This is a genomic window from Rhodococcus erythropolis R138 (genome assembly GCF_000696675.2).
GTDB lineage: Bacteria > Actinomycetota > Actinomycetes > Mycobacteriales > Mycobacteriaceae > Rhodococcus_F > Rhodococcus_F erythropolis.
The window spans coordinates 6,222,588-6,236,862 of the sequence record NZ_CP007255.1 but is presented as its reverse complement, the minus strand read 5'-3'; the positions used below and the strand labels follow the sequence as shown (position 1 = coordinate 6,236,862).

Sequence of the window (14,275 nt, the reverse complement as noted above, 5' to 3'; positions counted from 1 at the left end):
ATCTATCGCGCCGGCGAGGAGTACGAGCGCAACTTCGGCTTCCGGTATCTGTGGTGTTCGCACGGCCATGACGCCGACGACCTCCTCGAGAACATCAGCCAGCGCATGTCCAACGAACGGTCCGTCGAGCGCAAGGTCTGCATCGACGAGCTCGCCAAGATCACGCGGACGAGGATCGAGCGGATGCTGGGACCCGAAGACGGATATCCCGAGTACTGAAAAGAAAAGCGGGTGCGGCGCTTTCGCGCCGCACCCGCTTTCATGCTCTGAATCGATCAGAGGTCGAACTCGGCCGGAGAGATTCCGACTGCAAAACACATGTCGCGTACGACGCCGCGCTCGTGCTCGTCGAAGTTGCCGTCGGCGCCGCCGATGATGATGCCGATCTGGATGACCGCGCGAGCCTGATCCTGCTTCGACTTGAGCTTCGCGATGGTCGCGGTTGCCTCGACCTTGCCGAACTCGTAGTCCGAGGACAGCTTGCTGCAGTACCAGTCGAACTGCTCACGAAGCTCGTCCGGGGGGAAGACCGCGAGCGACTCGTTGCTCATGATCAACGCGGCGGTCTTCTGACGCTCCGACGGATCGATCGAACCGTCTGCGGCGGCGATCAACGCGCACATTGCCATGCTCGCGTTCTTGAATTCCTTGTTCTGGAACTGGCTGGTCTTTGTCTTGAGCTGGCCGTTCATCTCCTGAGCCTTAGCCTTCAACTGATCCCAGAATGCCATGAGTCTCCTCGAGTATTGCCGCCACACACCGCGCGTGGTCGTACCACCACTCTGCCTGTGCGCTCGGCAATTCGCCATCGGCCGCTAGGTGCGGTCGAACACTGCCAGGATTCGCGACTCGGAGATCGGGTCGAGCACGTCCGGAGTGAAGTGCCATTGCGTGCGGGTCCACGGGTCGTGAACCTCCGTCTGCCCTGCTGCCGAAAGATGTTGACACCCCTCGGACAGCGCGGCGACGGATTCTTCCGCGAAATTCGACTCGTCCTCTCCGACAATCAGTATCGACAAACCGATTGCCGGTCCGCGTTCGGCGAGGAACATGATGGTCTGTGCGTCTTCGGCGGAGTATCCGTGCGGGAAATCGCTCAGGATCAACAGGCGCAGGGAACTCGGGCCATCTGCGACGCCACTCATTCGCGCGAGTTCGCCCATGTCGACGGCCTCGGCCAGTGCCCGCAAGCGCGCCGAGATCTCGGTGTGAGCGGTGATGACCGGGCCCGCGAGCATCGGTGCCAGTCTGTCGGTCAGTGGCGTGAGCGAGCCGGTCAGATCTACGACGTCGAGTAGCGGCATCGGGCCGGCGGCCATGACGCGCACGGTGACGGCACTGATCAGACCGAGCGCTGCTTTGCTCGACGTACTGTCCACCCAGATGGGCCGACGCAACGGGAGCGGCACGCAGTACGGAACGGTGAGCGTGCCGCGGTCCGGAGCCGAAAGCTCGCCCAGACGCATTCCGTCGCTGACGGCCGTGATCTGAGCCGGATCAGTTGTACCCGCCCACGACACCGACTTCCATGACGCCATCGACCGTGGGAGCACGCCGTCGATCACGCCGAGTTCGTGTGCAAGCTGGGCGCTGTCACGGGCGTGGTTGTCCCGCGCGAGTGAGACGAGGTCGTCGTGACGCTTCTGTGCGGCGTCGCGCGCCGCCACTCCCGCTGCCGAGTTCCGCAACGACGGATCTGCGACGGCAGCGGTCAGATCTTCGTCCAACCGAGCAAGCGCGTACTCGCTGCTGGAGACGAAGGAAGCGGCAGATCGTGAGGCGTCCTCGAAGATCATCCACGCGCGCTCGAGACCTCGCCCTACCTCCAACGGCTCCACCGCGGAGTCCCACGCGGGTGCGGCTGTCGGAGCTTGTTGTGCCGGCTCGTCGTCCACCTCGACGCCGTGCACCGAGATCAGTTCCGCCAGACCACCCGCATAGCCCTGCCCGACGGCCCGGATCTTCCAGGCACCGGACTTTCGGTACAGCTCCCAGCAGATGACCGCTGTCTCGGTACCTGCGGTGGGGATCGCGAATTCGGCCAGGACCGAACCGGATTGATCGCTCAGGGTGGCGGAGAGCCCGGCCGTGCGAAAGGCTCCCGCGGCCGTCGCTGCCGGATCCACGCTGACGATGCACAACACTGCTGCGGCATCGGGGTGAAGTCGATCGAGTTCCACCCGGATGCCGCTCTGGTCGAGTTGCACTCCAGCGGTGGACGGTTGGTTGTAGAACACGAAGTCCGCGGACGTCAATGCCCGCAGGTTCGCGTCCGCTACCAGCGCCGACACGTCGAACGGCGTCTGGCTCTCGGCTCGAAACGTCACCACGGGCGCCTGCAGCGGCGCGTTCTGTCCGGGAACAAAAGTCATACCCACAGCAGCGAACTATGCCATGACCGGGCTCTCTCGGTCAGCCTTGCAGGTCCGCCACCACTAGATCGGCCACCGCGGTCATCCCGGCGTCCGTGAAGTGCAAGCGCTGCGCCGTCGACTCCGAGAACAGGCCTTCGAACCAACGCTGATCTGCACTCGCACACGCGTCGTGCCCGCCGGCGATGCTCGCCGCCGCAATGTCGACAGTGCGCACACCGTGGGCGTGGGCGACCTCGTCGAACTTCGTGTTGTAGCGAGCGAAGTAGTCCATGAACCAGGATGCGTCGGCGTCTGAGAACGGGATGTTCGGCCAGCATCCGCGAGAGGAGATCATGCCGCCCTCTCCGATCAGGTAGATGCGAGCGTTAGGCGCGCGCTGCGTGACCGCGGTCAGGATGCGATCCAATTCTCCGGCAGCCCGGTCGATTCCGGACTGGGCGACGGAATTCGCGAGCGGGTCGTACCGGCATCCACGATCAGTTCCCGGTCCCGGAGCGACGCACAGGGGGCCGAGGAAGATGCTGTTGGAGTCGTTGCCGCCGATCGAGATGGTGATCAGGTCGGTGTCCGGGTGAACAGCATCGAGCTGGACGGGCCAGTAGTTCGGAATCAGCTGTGGGGTGTCGATGATGTTCTCGGCGCGTGCCGCGCTGCAAGAGACATCAGCGAACTCGGTCACGTCGAGCGCCCGCGAGATCTTGCCCGCGAAGTTCTCGTACGAACGCGAGCAGGCGTCGGGGTACATCGGTTCCAGCCTTGGACCGGAGGCGCGGGAGTCACCGAGGGCGACGTACTTGATCCCGGTCTCGGAAAAACCTGCCGGCGGTGCCGACTGGGGCACCGAAGCCTGCGCAATTCCGGTGCTCACGAGCGCCAGTACAACGCCTGCAACGGCCGCCGCCCGACCGAGAAGTTTCCCTCGAGTGATCATCTACTGTGCCAAGTCCTCTCGCGCACGGCCGCTCGACTGACGGCTCGACATGCCGCATGAGGTTAACGCACGGAGGGGACAACGATGTCCGGTTCGGCGGACGGCGATCGAAACCACCTACCGCCGAACCGGATTCATCTCGACTATGCAGTCTCGACTCAAGCAGTGAGGAAACGGCCCAGCTGCGGCGCAGCTTCTCCTGCGTGTTTGGCCTGGATACCTTCACCGATGGCCTGCAGCTTCCATTCGCCGTTCGCGCGGTACACCTTTGCCATCACCATTCCGGTGAAAGCCATGCCGCCCTGGAGCGTGTATCGAGCGAGCTCGGAGTTGGTGGTGCTGTCCACGAGACGGCAGAAAGCGTTGGAGACCTGCTCGAACGTGTGTCCGCGGTACGAGGTCACCGTGAAGATCACGGTGGTCACGTGAGCCGGGACCCGCTGCAGATCGACGAGCATGACCTCGTCGTCGCCGTCTCCGTCGCCGGTGAGGTTGTCACCCATGTGACGGACCGAGCCGTCCTTGGACGTCAGCTGACCGTAGTAGCAGACGTCGACGAGGTTGCCGTCGGCGTACAGGAGTGCCGAAGCGTCGAGGTCGACGTCGGCGGTACGGCTTCCGAACAGACCGCTCTTCTTGATCGGATCCCAACCCAGACCCATCTGGATCATGGTGAGCGCGACGCCGCCCTCCTTGCGGAGCGTGACCTTCTGGCCCTTGGTCAGGCTGACGGGGCGCCCTTGACCAGGCTCACCTCGGGCTGCTGCGCCGGCGGCTGGTTCTGCACGGGAGGCGCCGGGGTGCCTGGTTGTACGTCGGCTGCTGGTTGTACGCAGGCTGCTGCGCCGGCGGGTAGGCCGGCGGCGTCGGTCCCTGGTTGTAGGCGGGCGGCTGGTTGTATGCGGGCGGGGCCGGCGGAACCGGCGGCGCGTTGTACGAAGGCTGCTGCTGCGGCGGCTGGTTGTACGCCGGCGGAGTAGGAGCGACGGACGAGGGCGGCGTGATCGGAGCCGGAGCCGCGACCGGAGTGGGCGCGGCGGCGCGGGCGCATCGTCGACGGACACACCGTGATCGGTGACCAGCGCGGCAAATCCACCCGCGTACCCCTGGCCGACGGCGCGCACCTTCCACGCACCCTGGCGTCGGTACACCTCGAGCGCGATGACGATGGACTCGGTGGTGAGACCGTCGATCACGTACTCGTACAACACGTTCCCGGCCGCGTCGGTGCCCGAGCGGTGTGGCATTGCTTCGCCCGAGTTCGCCGCCGCGTCGTCGATCGTGATGTTGGCGCGTATCTGCTCGATGTCGGTTGGGACTTCGGCGAGCGCGACTCGGCGTTCGGGTCTGCGACGCGGTTGGGCACGTGTTGTACGCCGGTTCGACGGTCTCATGACCGAGTCCATCGTCATCGCGCTCGAGGTGTACCGACGCCAGGGTGCAAGGTGCGCGCCGTCGGCCAGGGGTACGCGGGTGGATTTGCCGCGCTGGTCACCGATCACGGTGTGTCCGTCGACGATGCGCCCGCGCCGCCGCCGCCCACTCCGGTCGCGGCTCCGGCTCCGATCACGCCGCCCTCGTCCGTCGCTCCTACTCCGCCGGCGTACAACCAGCCGCCGCAGCAGCAGCCTTCGTACAACGCGCGCCGGTTCCGCCGGCCCCGCCCGCATACAACCAGCCGCCCGCCTACAACCAGGGACCGACGCCGCCGGCCTACCCGCCGGCGCAGCAGCCTGCGTACAACCAGCAGCGACGTACAACCAGGCACCCCCGGCGCCTCCCGTGCAGAACCAGCCGCCGGCGCAGCAGCCCGAGGTGAGCCTGGTCAAGGGCGCCCGTCAGCCTGACCAAGGGCCAGAAGGTCACGCTCCGCAAGGAGGGCGGCGTCGCGCTCACCATGATCCAGATGGGTCTGGGTTGGGATCCGATCAAGAAGAGCGGTCTGTTCGGAAGCCGTACCGCCGACGTCGACCTCGACGCTTCGGCACTCCTGTACGCCGACGGCAACCTCGTCGACGTCTGCTACTACGGTCAGCTGACGTCCAAGGGACGGCTCGGTCCGTCACATGGGTGACAACCTCACCGGCGACGGAGACGGCGACGACGAGGTCATGCTCGTCGATCTGCAGCGGGTCCCGGCTCACGTGACCACCGTGATCTTCACGGTGACCTCGTACCGCGGACACACGTTCGAGCAGGTCTCCAACGCTTTCTGCCGTCTCGTGGACAGCACCACCAACTCCGAGCTCGCTCGATACACGCTCCAGGGCGGCATGGCTTTCACCGGAATGGTGATGGCAAAGGGTGTACCGCGCGAACGGCGAATGGAAGCTGCAGGCCATCGGTGAAGGTATCCAGGCCAAACACGCAGGAGAAGCTGCGCCGCAGCTGGGCCGTTTCCTCACTGCTTGAGTCGAGACTGCATAGTCGAGATGAATCCGGTTCGGCGGTAGGTGGTTTCGATCGCCGTCCGCCGAACCGGACATCGTTGTCCCCTCCGTGCGTTAACCTCATGCGGCATGTCGAGCCGTCAGTCGAGCGGCCGTGCGCGAGAGGACTTGGCACAGTAGATGATCACTCGAGGGAAACTTCTCGGTCGGGCGGCGGCCGTTGCAGGCGTTGTACTGGCGCTCGTGAGCACCGGAATTGCGCAGGCTTCGGTGCCCCAGTCGGCACCGCCGGCAGGTTTTTCCGAGACCGGGATCAAGTACGTCGCCCTCGGTGACTCCCGCGCCTCCGGTCCAAGGCTGGAACCGATGTACCCCGACGCCTGCTCGCGTTCGTACGAGAACTTCGCGGGCAAGATCTCGCGGGCGCTCGACGTGACCGAGTTCGCTGATGTCTCTTGCAGCGCGGCACGCGCCGAGAACATCATCGACACCCCACAGCTGATTCCGAACTACTGGCCCGTCCAGCTCGATGCTGTTCACCCGGACACCGACCTGATCACCATCTCGATCGGCGGCAACGACTCCAACAGCATCTTCCTCGGCCCCCTGTGCGTCGCTCCGGGACCGGGAACTGATCGTGGATGCCGGTACGACCCGCTCGCGAATTCCGTCGCCCAGTCCGGAATCGACCGGGCTGCCGGAGAATTGGATCGCATCCTGACCGCGGTCACGCAGCGCGCGCCTAACGCTCGCATCTACCTGATCGGAGAGGGCGGCATGATCTCCTCTCGCGGATGCTGGCCGAACATCCCGTTCTCAGACGCCGACGCATCCTGGTTCATGGACTACTTCGCTCGCTACAACACGAAGTTCGACGAGGTCGCCCACGCCCACGGTGTGCGCACTGTCGACATTGCGGCGGCGAGCATCGCCGGCGGGCACGACGCGTGTGCGAGTGCAGATCAGCGTTGGTTCGAAGGCCTGTTCTCGGAGTCGACGGCGCAGCGCTTGCACTTCACGGACGCCGGGATGACCGCGGTGGCCGATCTAGTGGTGGCGGACCTGCAAGGCTGACCGAGAGAGCCCGGTCATGGCATAGTTCGCTGCTGTGGGTATGACTTTTGTTCCCGGACAGAACGCGCCGCTGCAGGCGCCCGTGGTGACGTTTCGAGCCGAGAGCCAGACGCCGTTCGACGTGTCGGCGCTGGTAGCGGACGCGAACCTGCGGGCATTGACGTCCGCGGACTTCGTGTTCTACAACCAACCGTCCACCGCTGGAGTGCAACTCGACCAGAGCGGCATCCGGGTGGAACTCGATCGACTTCACCCCGATGCCGCAGCAGTGTTGTGCATCGTCAGCGTGGATCCGGCAGCGACGGCCGCGGGAGCCTTTCGCACGGCCGGGCTCTCCGCCACCCTGAGCGATCAATCCGGTTCGGTCCTGGCCGAATTCGCGATCCCCACCGCAGGTACCGAGACAGCGGTCATCTGCTGGGAGCTGTACCGAAAGTCCGGTGCCTGGAAGATCCGGGCCGTCGGGCAGGGCTATGCGGGTGGTCTGGCGGAACTGATCTCGGTGCACGGCGTCGAGGTGGACGACGAGCCGGCACAACAAGCTCCGACAGCCGCACCCGCGTGGGACTCCGCGGTGGAGCCGTTGGAGGTAGGGCGAGGTCTCGAGCGCGCGTGGATGATCTTCGAGGACGCCTCACGATCTGCCGCTTCCTTCGTCTCCAGCAGCGAGTACGCGCTTGCTCGGTTGGACGAAGATCTGACCGCTGCCGTCGCAGATCCGTCGTTGCGGAACTCGGCAGCGGGAGTGGCGGCGCGCGACGCCGCACAGAAGCGTCACGACGACCTCGTCTCACTCGCGCGGGACAACCACGCCCGTGACAGCGCCCAGCTTGCACACGAACTCGGCGTGATCGACGGCGTGCTCCCACGGTCGATGGCGTCATGGAAGTCGGTGTCGTGGGCGGGTACAACTGATCCGGCTCAGATCACGGCCGTCAGCGACGGAATGCGTCTGGGCGAGCTTTCGGCTCCGGACCGCGGCACGCTCACCGTTCCGTACTGCGTGCCGCTCCCGTTGCGTCGGCCCATCTGGGTGGACAGTACGTCGAGCAAAGCAGCGCTCGGTCTGATCAGTGCCGTCACCGTGCGCGTCATGGCCGCCGGCCCGATGCCGCTACTCGACGTCGTAGATCTGACCGGCTCGCTCACGCCACTGACCGACAGACTGGCACCGATGCTCGCGGGCCCGGTCATCACCGCTCACACCGAGATCTCGGCGCGCTTGCGGGCACTGGCCGAGGCCGTCGACATGGGCGAACTCGCGCGAATGAGTGGCGTCGCAGATGGCCCGAGTTCCCTGCGCCTGTTGATCCTGAGCGATTTCCCGCACGGATACTCCGCCGAAGACGCACAGACCATCATGTTCCTCGCCGAACGCGGACCGGCAATCGGTTTGTCGATACTGATTGTCGGAGAGGACGAGTCGAATTTCGCGGAAGAATCCGTCGCCGCGCTGTCCGAGGGGTGTCAACATCTTTCGGCAGCAGGGCAGACGGAGGTTCACGACCCGTGGACCCGCACGCAATGGCACTTCACTCCGGACGTGCTCGACCCGATCTCCGAGTCGCGAATCCTGGCAGTGTTCGACCGCACCTAGCGGCCGATGGCGAATTGCCGAGCGCACAGGCAGAGTGGTGGTACGACCACGCGCGGTGTGTGGCGGCAATACTCGAGGAGACTCATGGCATTCTGGGATCAGTTGAAGGCTAAGGCTCAGGAGATGAACGGCCAGCTCAAGACAAAGACCAGCCAGTTCCAGAACAAGGAATTCAAGAACGCGAGCATGGCAATGTGCGCGTTGATCGCCGCCGCAGACGGTTCGATCGATCCGTCGGAGCGTCAGAAGACCGCCGCGTTGATCATGAGCAACGAGTCGCTCGCGGTCTTCCCGCCGGACGAGCTTCGTGAGCAGTTCGACTGGTACTGCAGCAAGCTGTCCTCGGACTACGAGTTCGGCAAGGTCGAGGCAACCGCGACCATCGCGAAGCTCAAGTCGAAGCAGGATCAGGCTCGCGCGGTCATCCAGATCGGCATCATCATCGGCGGCGCCGACGGCAACTTCGACGAGCACGAGCGCGGCGTCGTACGCGACATGTGTTTTGCAGTCGGAATCTCTCCGGCCGAGTTCGACCTCTGATCGATTCAGAGCATGAAAGCGGGTGCGGCGCGAAAGCGCCGCACCCGCTTTTCTTTTCAGTACTCGGGATATCCGTCTTCGGGTCCCAGCATCCGCTCGATCCTCGTCCGCGTGATCTTGGCGAGCTCGTCGATGCAGACCTTGCGCTCGACGGACCGTTCGTTGGACATGCGCTGGCTGATGTTCTCGAGGAGGTCGTCGGCGTCATGGCCGTGCGAACACCACAGATACCGGAAGCCGAAGTTGCGCTCGTACTCCTCGCCGGCGCGATAGATGGTTGCCATGACGGCGTCGTCCGGAACCCAGATCGAGCATTGCTCGAGGTGGGACGGCACGCTGTTCTTGCGGACGCCGACGGGTGGATGGCACTGCAATGCGCGCTCGACGTCCTCGTCCGAGAGGTTGAGAATCGCGTCCTCGGCTCGCGAGAGGATCTCCGCGTGATCGGCAAACGGACGTCCTTCGCTGACCCACCCGGCCCACGTCAGCGAGCAGCAGCACTCGAACAGTGCGTGAACCGCCTTCTGTCGCGGTAGTTCGTTGAAGCGCTCCAACCCTATCGATTGGTGTAGCAGCATGTGACCTCCCGGCCCGTTGTGCCTTCAGGCGCGCTCGACATGCCGCGCGGTAACCAGATGCGCGGCCACTTCGATAATCCGCCGCTTCACCTGGGAAAGGAAGGTTTGCTCACCAAGTTTTCAGATTCTTAACGCGGCGTAACGAGCTGACCCACACATCGAAGGAGCCCGACCCGCGGCAACCGGTGAGGCTCCAGACCGGGAGCCTCTGGAAGAAAAGACCCGATCGTGACTGACTTTTTTCTCCAGCCGGTGAGCTTGTCCGACGCACCTTTCTCTTCTCAGCAGCTGTCGCGGCGGCCAGGGCGTCACGAGTGCGGCCACGAATCAGATCCGACTCGAAACTCCGTCATCAATCCCCAGCAAGCCGATGAACATCTTCCCCATCGGATCGCGCGGGTCGTACAACTGACCGTCAATTGACAGCGATACACCTTCTCCGCGATCCGTTCTACCGGCTCATGCAGATCCTTCGCCGAGCGCGACAGTTAATGAGGCATCGTCACACAAAGGACGTCGCCGGCCCGAGCCGCGTTGATCGCATCATCCAAACCTGGCCGACGAGCCTGCCCGCCGCTGACACGATGATCGACATAAGCCTGGTCGCGATCCACACCCGCCTTCACCAGAAGATCAACCTGGATCCCGTGTTCTGCCGGCGGTGTTGCATCTCGACACCCGATCTTCACACCCACGTTCGCCGACGGGACACCCAATTGGAAACTTTTCGCTAAGTTTCTCCACGTCAGTCACGCCCAGAAGCCCGTTCCGTGCTGTCCGGTATGGCGATGGTCAAAACGCACACCCAAACCCGAAGAATCGCTCTGACGACTTACTCGCTAGTGAGGGGACTGTCAGATAAACGGTTGATCCGGTCTTGGTTCGACACGCCGAGCTGAGCTTGGTGGGAAGGATCGATCATGACCGAAAAACTGGATCCCATGGCGGACGAGGAGGATCAGAAACAGCTGGCCGAGCAACTTTTGGCACAAGCCAAGGAGCAGGGCGTGGAGCTGATGAGCCCGAACGGGCTGCTCAATCAGCTCACCAAGAACGTTTTCGAAATCGCGCTAGACGCGGAGATGACCGAGCACCTCGGCTACGAACGGCACGATGCTGCCGGCCGAGGTAGCGGCAGTTCCCGCAACGGCACGCGATCGAAGACCGTGCTCACCGAGATCGGGCCGGTCGAGATCGATGTCCCGCGGGATGTCGATTCCTCGTTCATGCCGCAGATCGTCAAGAAGCGGCAACGACGCCTGACGGGGATCGACGAGATTGTATTATCGCTTACTGCAAAGGGGTTGACGACCGGCGATGTGTCCGCGCACTTTCAGGACGTCTATGGTGCGACGGTCTCGAAGGACACCATCTCCCGCATCACCGACAAGGTTGTCGGCGAGATGACCGAATGGCAGAACCGGCCGCTCGATCTTGTGTATCCGGTGATGTTCATCGATGCGGTGCACGTCAAAGTCCGCGACGGTCAGGTCACCAACCGGCCGATGTTTGTCGCGATCGGGGTCACCGTGAACGGTGAACGCGACATCCTCGGGATTTGGGCCGGGGACGGAGGCGAAGGCGCCAAGTTCTTCGCTGTCGGTGCTCACCGAAATCAAGAACCGCGGGGTCGCCGACGTGTGCATCGTGGTGTGCGACGGCCTGAAAGGGTTGCCGGATGCGATCAACACCGTCTGGGAACTCGCGGTGGTGCAGACCTGCATCATTCATTTGATACGCAACACCTTTCGGTTCGCGGCACGGCAGTACTGGGACAAGATGGCCCGTGATCTCAAACCTGTCTACACCGCTCCGTCGGAGTCCGCGGCGAAGGAACGGTTCATCGAATTCTGCGGAATTTGGGGTGAGCGATACCCAGCGATCGTGCGGATGTGGGAGAACGCCTGGACCGAGTTCGTTCCGTTCTTGGATTACGACGAAAGAGATCCTGCGGGTGATCTGCTCGACCAATGCGATCGAGTCCGTCAACGCTCGTTACCGGCGTGCTGTGCGTGCTCGTGGGCACTTCCCGACGGAGCAGGCGGCGCTCGAATGCTTGTATCTGGCGACTCGGGCTCTGGACCCGACTGGGAAAGGTAAGGCGCGATGGGCGATGAGGTGGAAGCCAGCGCTGAACGCGTTCGCTATCACCTTCGAAGCACGCATCACCCTCAACAGTAATTAACCGATACCGAGGTCGGATCCACCGTTGATCAGACACTCCCGATGGCGGATTCCAGGGATCGTCGCAACCCGGTGAATGTCCAAACTACTGGAGTGCGCTATGGGTAGGAGTCGATCAGTAGATGGTGCCCATTGCGGTTCGGACTTCCTCGAGGGTCTGTTGGGCGATTTCGTTCGCGCGCTGGTTTCCGATGCGCAGGACGTCGGCGACATGGTGGGGGTCTTGGGCGAGGTCGTTTCTGCGTTGCCGGTGAGGGGCGAGGAAGTCGTTCCCGAGCGTGGTGGTGAGCTTTTTGAGTGCGCCTGCGCCGGCGTCGCCGATCTGGTCGGCGAGGTCATTCTCGTCGCGACCTGAGCACAATGCTGCTGTGGTCAGCAGTGCGGATACCCCGGGGCGGTTGATCGGGTCGAAGGTGATGCGGCGTTGTGAGTCGGTCGGTGCCTTGCGGATTGCCGCTGCGGTGTCGTCGGCGGTCATCGACAGTGTGATGGCGTTTCCGTAGCTCTTGGATATCTTTCTGCCGTCGAGTTCAGGTACTTCGGGGCTCGAGGTAAGCAGCGCTTGAGGTTCGGGGAAGACCTGGCCGTAGCGGTCGTTGAAGCGTCGCGCGATGACACGGGTCATTTCGACGTGTGGGAGGTTGTCTTTCCCGACTGGAACGAGGTTGCCTTTGCAGAAGAGTATGTCCGCGGTCTGATGGACCGGGTAAATGGGCAGGAGACCGCTGAGGGCACGCCCGGATGCGGCGTGTTCGGCCTTGACTGTCGGATTGCGGTGCTACTCGGCCTCGGTGACCAGGCTCAGGAATGGCAACACGAGTTGGTTAAGTGCGGGTATCGCGGAGTGAGTGAAGATCGTCGCTAGTTGCGGGTCTATGCTTGCGGCAAGGTAGTCCAGCACTGCGCTGAACACGTTGTCGCGGACTTCGCCGATGGCGTCGCGGTCGGCGATGACCTGGTAATCCGCGAGGATGATGAACGTGTCGACGTCGCGTTGGTGCAGGCGAACCCTTACTGCGAGGGTGCCGAAGTAGTGTCCGAGATGCATTGGGCCGGTGGGGCGTTCACCGGTCAGGACTCGGTATCGGCTCGGGTTTTCGGCGATGTCGTCGCGTAGACGGTCGCTGCGTGCAGTGGTGATTTCGAGGGACGTCACTGTAAGGCTCCTGAATGGTCAGGGGCTGTACGAAACCTCGGGCTCGGCCAGGATCGACTTGCGCGTGGGCTGCATACAGCCCACGACGTGGTTAGACGGGCTGCGAGAGCAGCCGCCACCATGCCTGTCGAATCACGATCACCTGGTCAGGGTGGCAGTTCATCCGGCGTTGAACGATGGTGCAACTCGGTCGCGATGGTTACGGAGACAAGTTATAGAGCAAACCGCGGAGGCGATTTTCGGGCGTACTCCAACCGAGTATTTTGCGGGGCCGGTTGTTGAGCTCGGCGGCGACTGCATCGAGATGCTCGCGACTGTGCGATGCCAAGCACTCGGCGAGAGTTCGAAAAGCGCAGGTCCAGGCACCATTTGAAAGCACGTGAGCGTGGCCGGAATCCGGCCACGCCCACGCAGTCTCGCTTAGATCACTGTCAATTGCTACTCGCAGAGTCCAGACTAGACCATCCAGCCCCTTGTTTCGAGGCGGTGTCCAGTCCGACAACCATGACCGTTGTTAAACCTAGAACTAGGTTCACGAGACCATTCCAGTAGTTTCCTAGCATCATCCAGGTCCTTTCTTAGGAGAGTGCCAAGAGGAACATTCGTAACGGGTTCATGGAACCGATCCATGTTTTCCGCACAAGTGCCATCAAATCGACTGACGTTGCTTCAAGCGACATCGCGCTCTCCTTTTCTAGACCTTGAATCCCATGGATAGCTCCAATGGGGTCTGGATCAAAAACATGAACAGAGTGGGAACCATCTGAACTACGGTTTGACCCAATGACGAGGTCGCCTCGGCTACCGAACCCATCACAGACCACCATCCGAGTTGCTATTCATGGACATCGCGTTCAAGCCATCAAGTGAACCGCCGAGAACTGGGGTCAAACCGGTTACGAGAGCCTTGAGTGCACGCAGGAACTCTACTGACATTTATTCCTCCTTATGATGTAGTGAAGTTGAATCCGACCGCAGAGTTGTACGTGGAGTCGAGATGGGCCAAGAAGATCCACGTATCGATCTGGTTAGTTCCGAACGTGGTGGAGTACCAGGGGTTGGAGCTGGTAATCGTCTTGCCGGCGGGTGCGGTAGCGAAGATTTGGACCTTGGCGCCGCCGATGACATCATTGGCGAGGGTGGATGTGCCCTGGACGCAGTAGCTTCCGTTCGCATTCGTCGTGGCCGAGATCGGCATGGCCACCCCACCTACAGTGCCGTTGATGACAACGCCTGCTACGCCATTTCCTGCGGGATCTGAAGCCATTCCGCAGACCTGGTTGTCGGCGGTGGGAACGCCCGGCACGGCCGGGCCGGCCGATGCGAGCCCAGCGAAAGCGATGGCGGATGCTCCTGCGAGGGCGAGGGCGCCAGACGAAATCCTCTTGATGTTCATGTTCCGAACCTTTCTGTTCTTAACAAGGTCACCTGTATCTCGCTGTGCGGTCTG

11 protein-coding genes and 4 pseudogenes are annotated in these 14,275 nt (G+C 62.9%); 6 read left to right on the top strand and 9 right to left on the bottom strand.

The window, feature by feature from the left end; translation table 11 throughout:
* Positions 1-219: a 2-oxo-4-hydroxy-4-carboxy-5-ureidoimidazoline decarboxylase gene (locus tag H351_RS00005; RefSeq protein WP_276328050.1), complete on the top strand. Its 219-nt coding sequence runs from the start codon at positions 1-3 to the stop codon at positions 217-219.
* 56 nt (positions 220-275) lie between these two features.
* On the opposite strand, the gene H351_RS28635 is transcribed toward H351_RS00005, so the two are convergent.
* The 4 genes and pseudogenes from H351_RS28635 to H351_RS32650 form a co-directional block, all read right to left on the bottom strand.
* Positions 276-731 carry a tellurite resistance TerB family protein gene (locus H351_RS28635; protein ID WP_003941110.1) on the bottom strand — a complete coding sequence of 152 codons (456 nt, stop codon included), beginning with the start codon at positions 729-731 and terminating at the stop codon, positions 276-278.
* An 84-nt stretch (positions 732-815) separates the two neighbouring features.
* The gene (locus tag H351_RS28630) at positions 816-2,372 is read right to left on the bottom strand and encodes a TerD family protein (RefSeq protein WP_051636446.1); all 1,557 of its coding nucleotides are present in this window, start codon (positions 2,370-2,372) and stop codon (positions 816-818) included.
* A 40-nt stretch (positions 2,373-2,412) separates the two neighbouring features.
* A complete protein-coding gene (locus tag H351_RS28625; RefSeq protein ID WP_029254393.1) occupies positions 2,413-3,306 on the bottom strand; it encodes an SGNH/GDSL hydrolase family protein in 894 nt (297 codons plus the stop codon).
* A 158-nt stretch (positions 3,307-3,464) separates the two neighbouring features.
* Positions 3,465-4,682, bottom strand: a pseudogene (locus H351_RS32650) (TerD family protein); the annotation flags it as partial.
* A 1-nt stretch (position 4,683) separates the two neighbouring features.
* Here H351_RS32650 and H351_RS28615 point away from each other — a divergent pair.
* The 4 genes and pseudogenes from H351_RS28615 to H351_RS28600 form a co-directional block, all read left to right on the top strand.
* Positions 4,684-5,718 (top strand): annotated as a pseudogene (locus tag H351_RS28615) (TerD family protein); the annotation flags it as partial.
* 158 nt (positions 5,719-5,876) lie between these two features.
* Positions 5,877-6,770 (top strand): SGNH/GDSL hydrolase family protein, encoded by an 894-nt coding sequence (locus tag H351_RS28610; RefSeq protein WP_029254393.1) that lies wholly within the window; start codon positions 5,877-5,879, stop codon positions 6,768-6,770.
* A gap of 40 nt (positions 6,771-6,810) precedes the next feature.
* Positions 6,811-8,367 carry a TerD family protein gene (locus H351_RS28605; RefSeq protein ID WP_051636446.1) on the top strand — a complete coding sequence of 519 codons (1,557 nt, stop codon included), beginning with the start codon at positions 6,811-6,813 and terminating at the stop codon, positions 8,365-8,367.
* Between the two features lie 84 nt (positions 8,368-8,451).
* Positions 8,452-8,907, top strand: a complete 456-nt coding sequence (locus H351_RS28600) for a tellurite resistance TerB family protein (RefSeq protein ID WP_003941110.1) — start codon at positions 8,452-8,454, stop codon at positions 8,905-8,907.
* 56 nt (positions 8,908-8,963) lie between these two features.
* Here H351_RS28600 and H351_RS28595 read toward each other — a convergent pair whose 3' ends face one another.
* The gene (locus H351_RS28595) at positions 8,964-9,485 is read right to left on the bottom strand and encodes a 2-oxo-4-hydroxy-4-carboxy-5-ureidoimidazoline decarboxylase (RefSeq protein WP_029254395.1); all 522 of its coding nucleotides are present in this window, start codon (positions 9,483-9,485) and stop codon (positions 8,964-8,966) included.
* A 488-nt stretch (positions 9,486-9,973) separates the two neighbouring features.
* Complete coding sequence (locus H351_RS32645; RefSeq protein ID WP_244891507.1) at positions 9,974-10,099, bottom strand: recombinase family protein; 126 nt, start codon at positions 10,097-10,099, stop codon at positions 9,974-9,976.
* A 327-nt stretch (positions 10,100-10,426) separates the two neighbouring features.
* Here H351_RS32645 and H351_RS28585 point away from each other — a divergent pair.
* Positions 10,427-11,670 (top strand): annotated as a pseudogene (locus tag H351_RS28585) (IS256 family transposase).
* A 114-nt stretch (positions 11,671-11,784) separates the two neighbouring features.
* Here H351_RS28585 and trpS read toward each other — a convergent pair.
* From trpS to H351_RS28570, 3 genes and pseudogenes are all read right to left on the bottom strand, one after another.
* Positions 11,785-12,825, bottom strand: a pseudogene (trpS, locus tag H351_RS28580) (tryptophan--tRNA ligase).
* Between the two features lie 813 nt (positions 12,826-13,638).
* Entirely contained in the window at positions 13,639-13,761 is a 123-nt protein-coding gene (locus tag H351_RS32825) for a hypothetical protein (protein WP_003941095.1), read from the bottom strand.
* Positions 13,762-13,771: 10 nt separating this feature from the next.
* Complete coding sequence (locus tag H351_RS28570; RefSeq protein ID WP_029254397.1) at positions 13,772-14,221, bottom strand: hypothetical protein; 450 nt, start codon at positions 14,219-14,221, stop codon at positions 13,772-13,774.
* Positions 14,222-14,275: the final 54 nt, after the last annotated feature.

What these genes read in the sequence shown, in the direction of transcription:
- H351_RS28570 (WP_029254397.1), bottom strand. Translation starts at nt 14,221, where the DNA reads ATGAACATCAAGAGGATTTCGTCTGGCGCCCTCGCCCTCGCAGGAGCA.
- H351_RS28600 (WP_003941110.1), top strand. Translation starts at nt 8,452, where the DNA reads ATGGCATTCTGGGATCAGTTGAAGGCTAAGGCTCAGGAGATGAACGGC.
- H351_RS28630 (WP_051636446.1), bottom strand. Translation starts at nt 2,372, where the DNA reads ATGACTTTTGTTCCCGGACAGAACGCGCCGCTGCAGGCGCCCGTGGTG.
- H351_RS28595 (WP_029254395.1), bottom strand. Translation starts at nt 9,485, where the DNA reads ATGCTGCTACACCAATCGATAGGGTTGGAGCGCTTCAACGAACTACCG.
- H351_RS28625 (WP_029254393.1), bottom strand. Translation starts at nt 3,306, where the DNA reads ATGATCACTCGAGGGAAACTTCTCGGTCGGGCGGCGGCCGTTGCAGGC.
- H351_RS32825 (WP_003941095.1), bottom strand. Translation starts at nt 13,761, where the DNA reads ATGTCAGTAGAGTTCCTGCGTGCACTCAAGGCTCTCGTAACCGGTTTG.
- H351_RS28635 (WP_003941110.1), bottom strand. Translation starts at nt 731, where the DNA reads ATGGCATTCTGGGATCAGTTGAAGGCTAAGGCTCAGGAGATGAACGGC.
- H351_RS28610 (WP_029254393.1), top strand. Translation starts at nt 5,877, where the DNA reads ATGATCACTCGAGGGAAACTTCTCGGTCGGGCGGCGGCCGTTGCAGGC.
- H351_RS28605 (WP_051636446.1), top strand. Translation starts at nt 6,811, where the DNA reads ATGACTTTTGTTCCCGGACAGAACGCGCCGCTGCAGGCGCCCGTGGTG.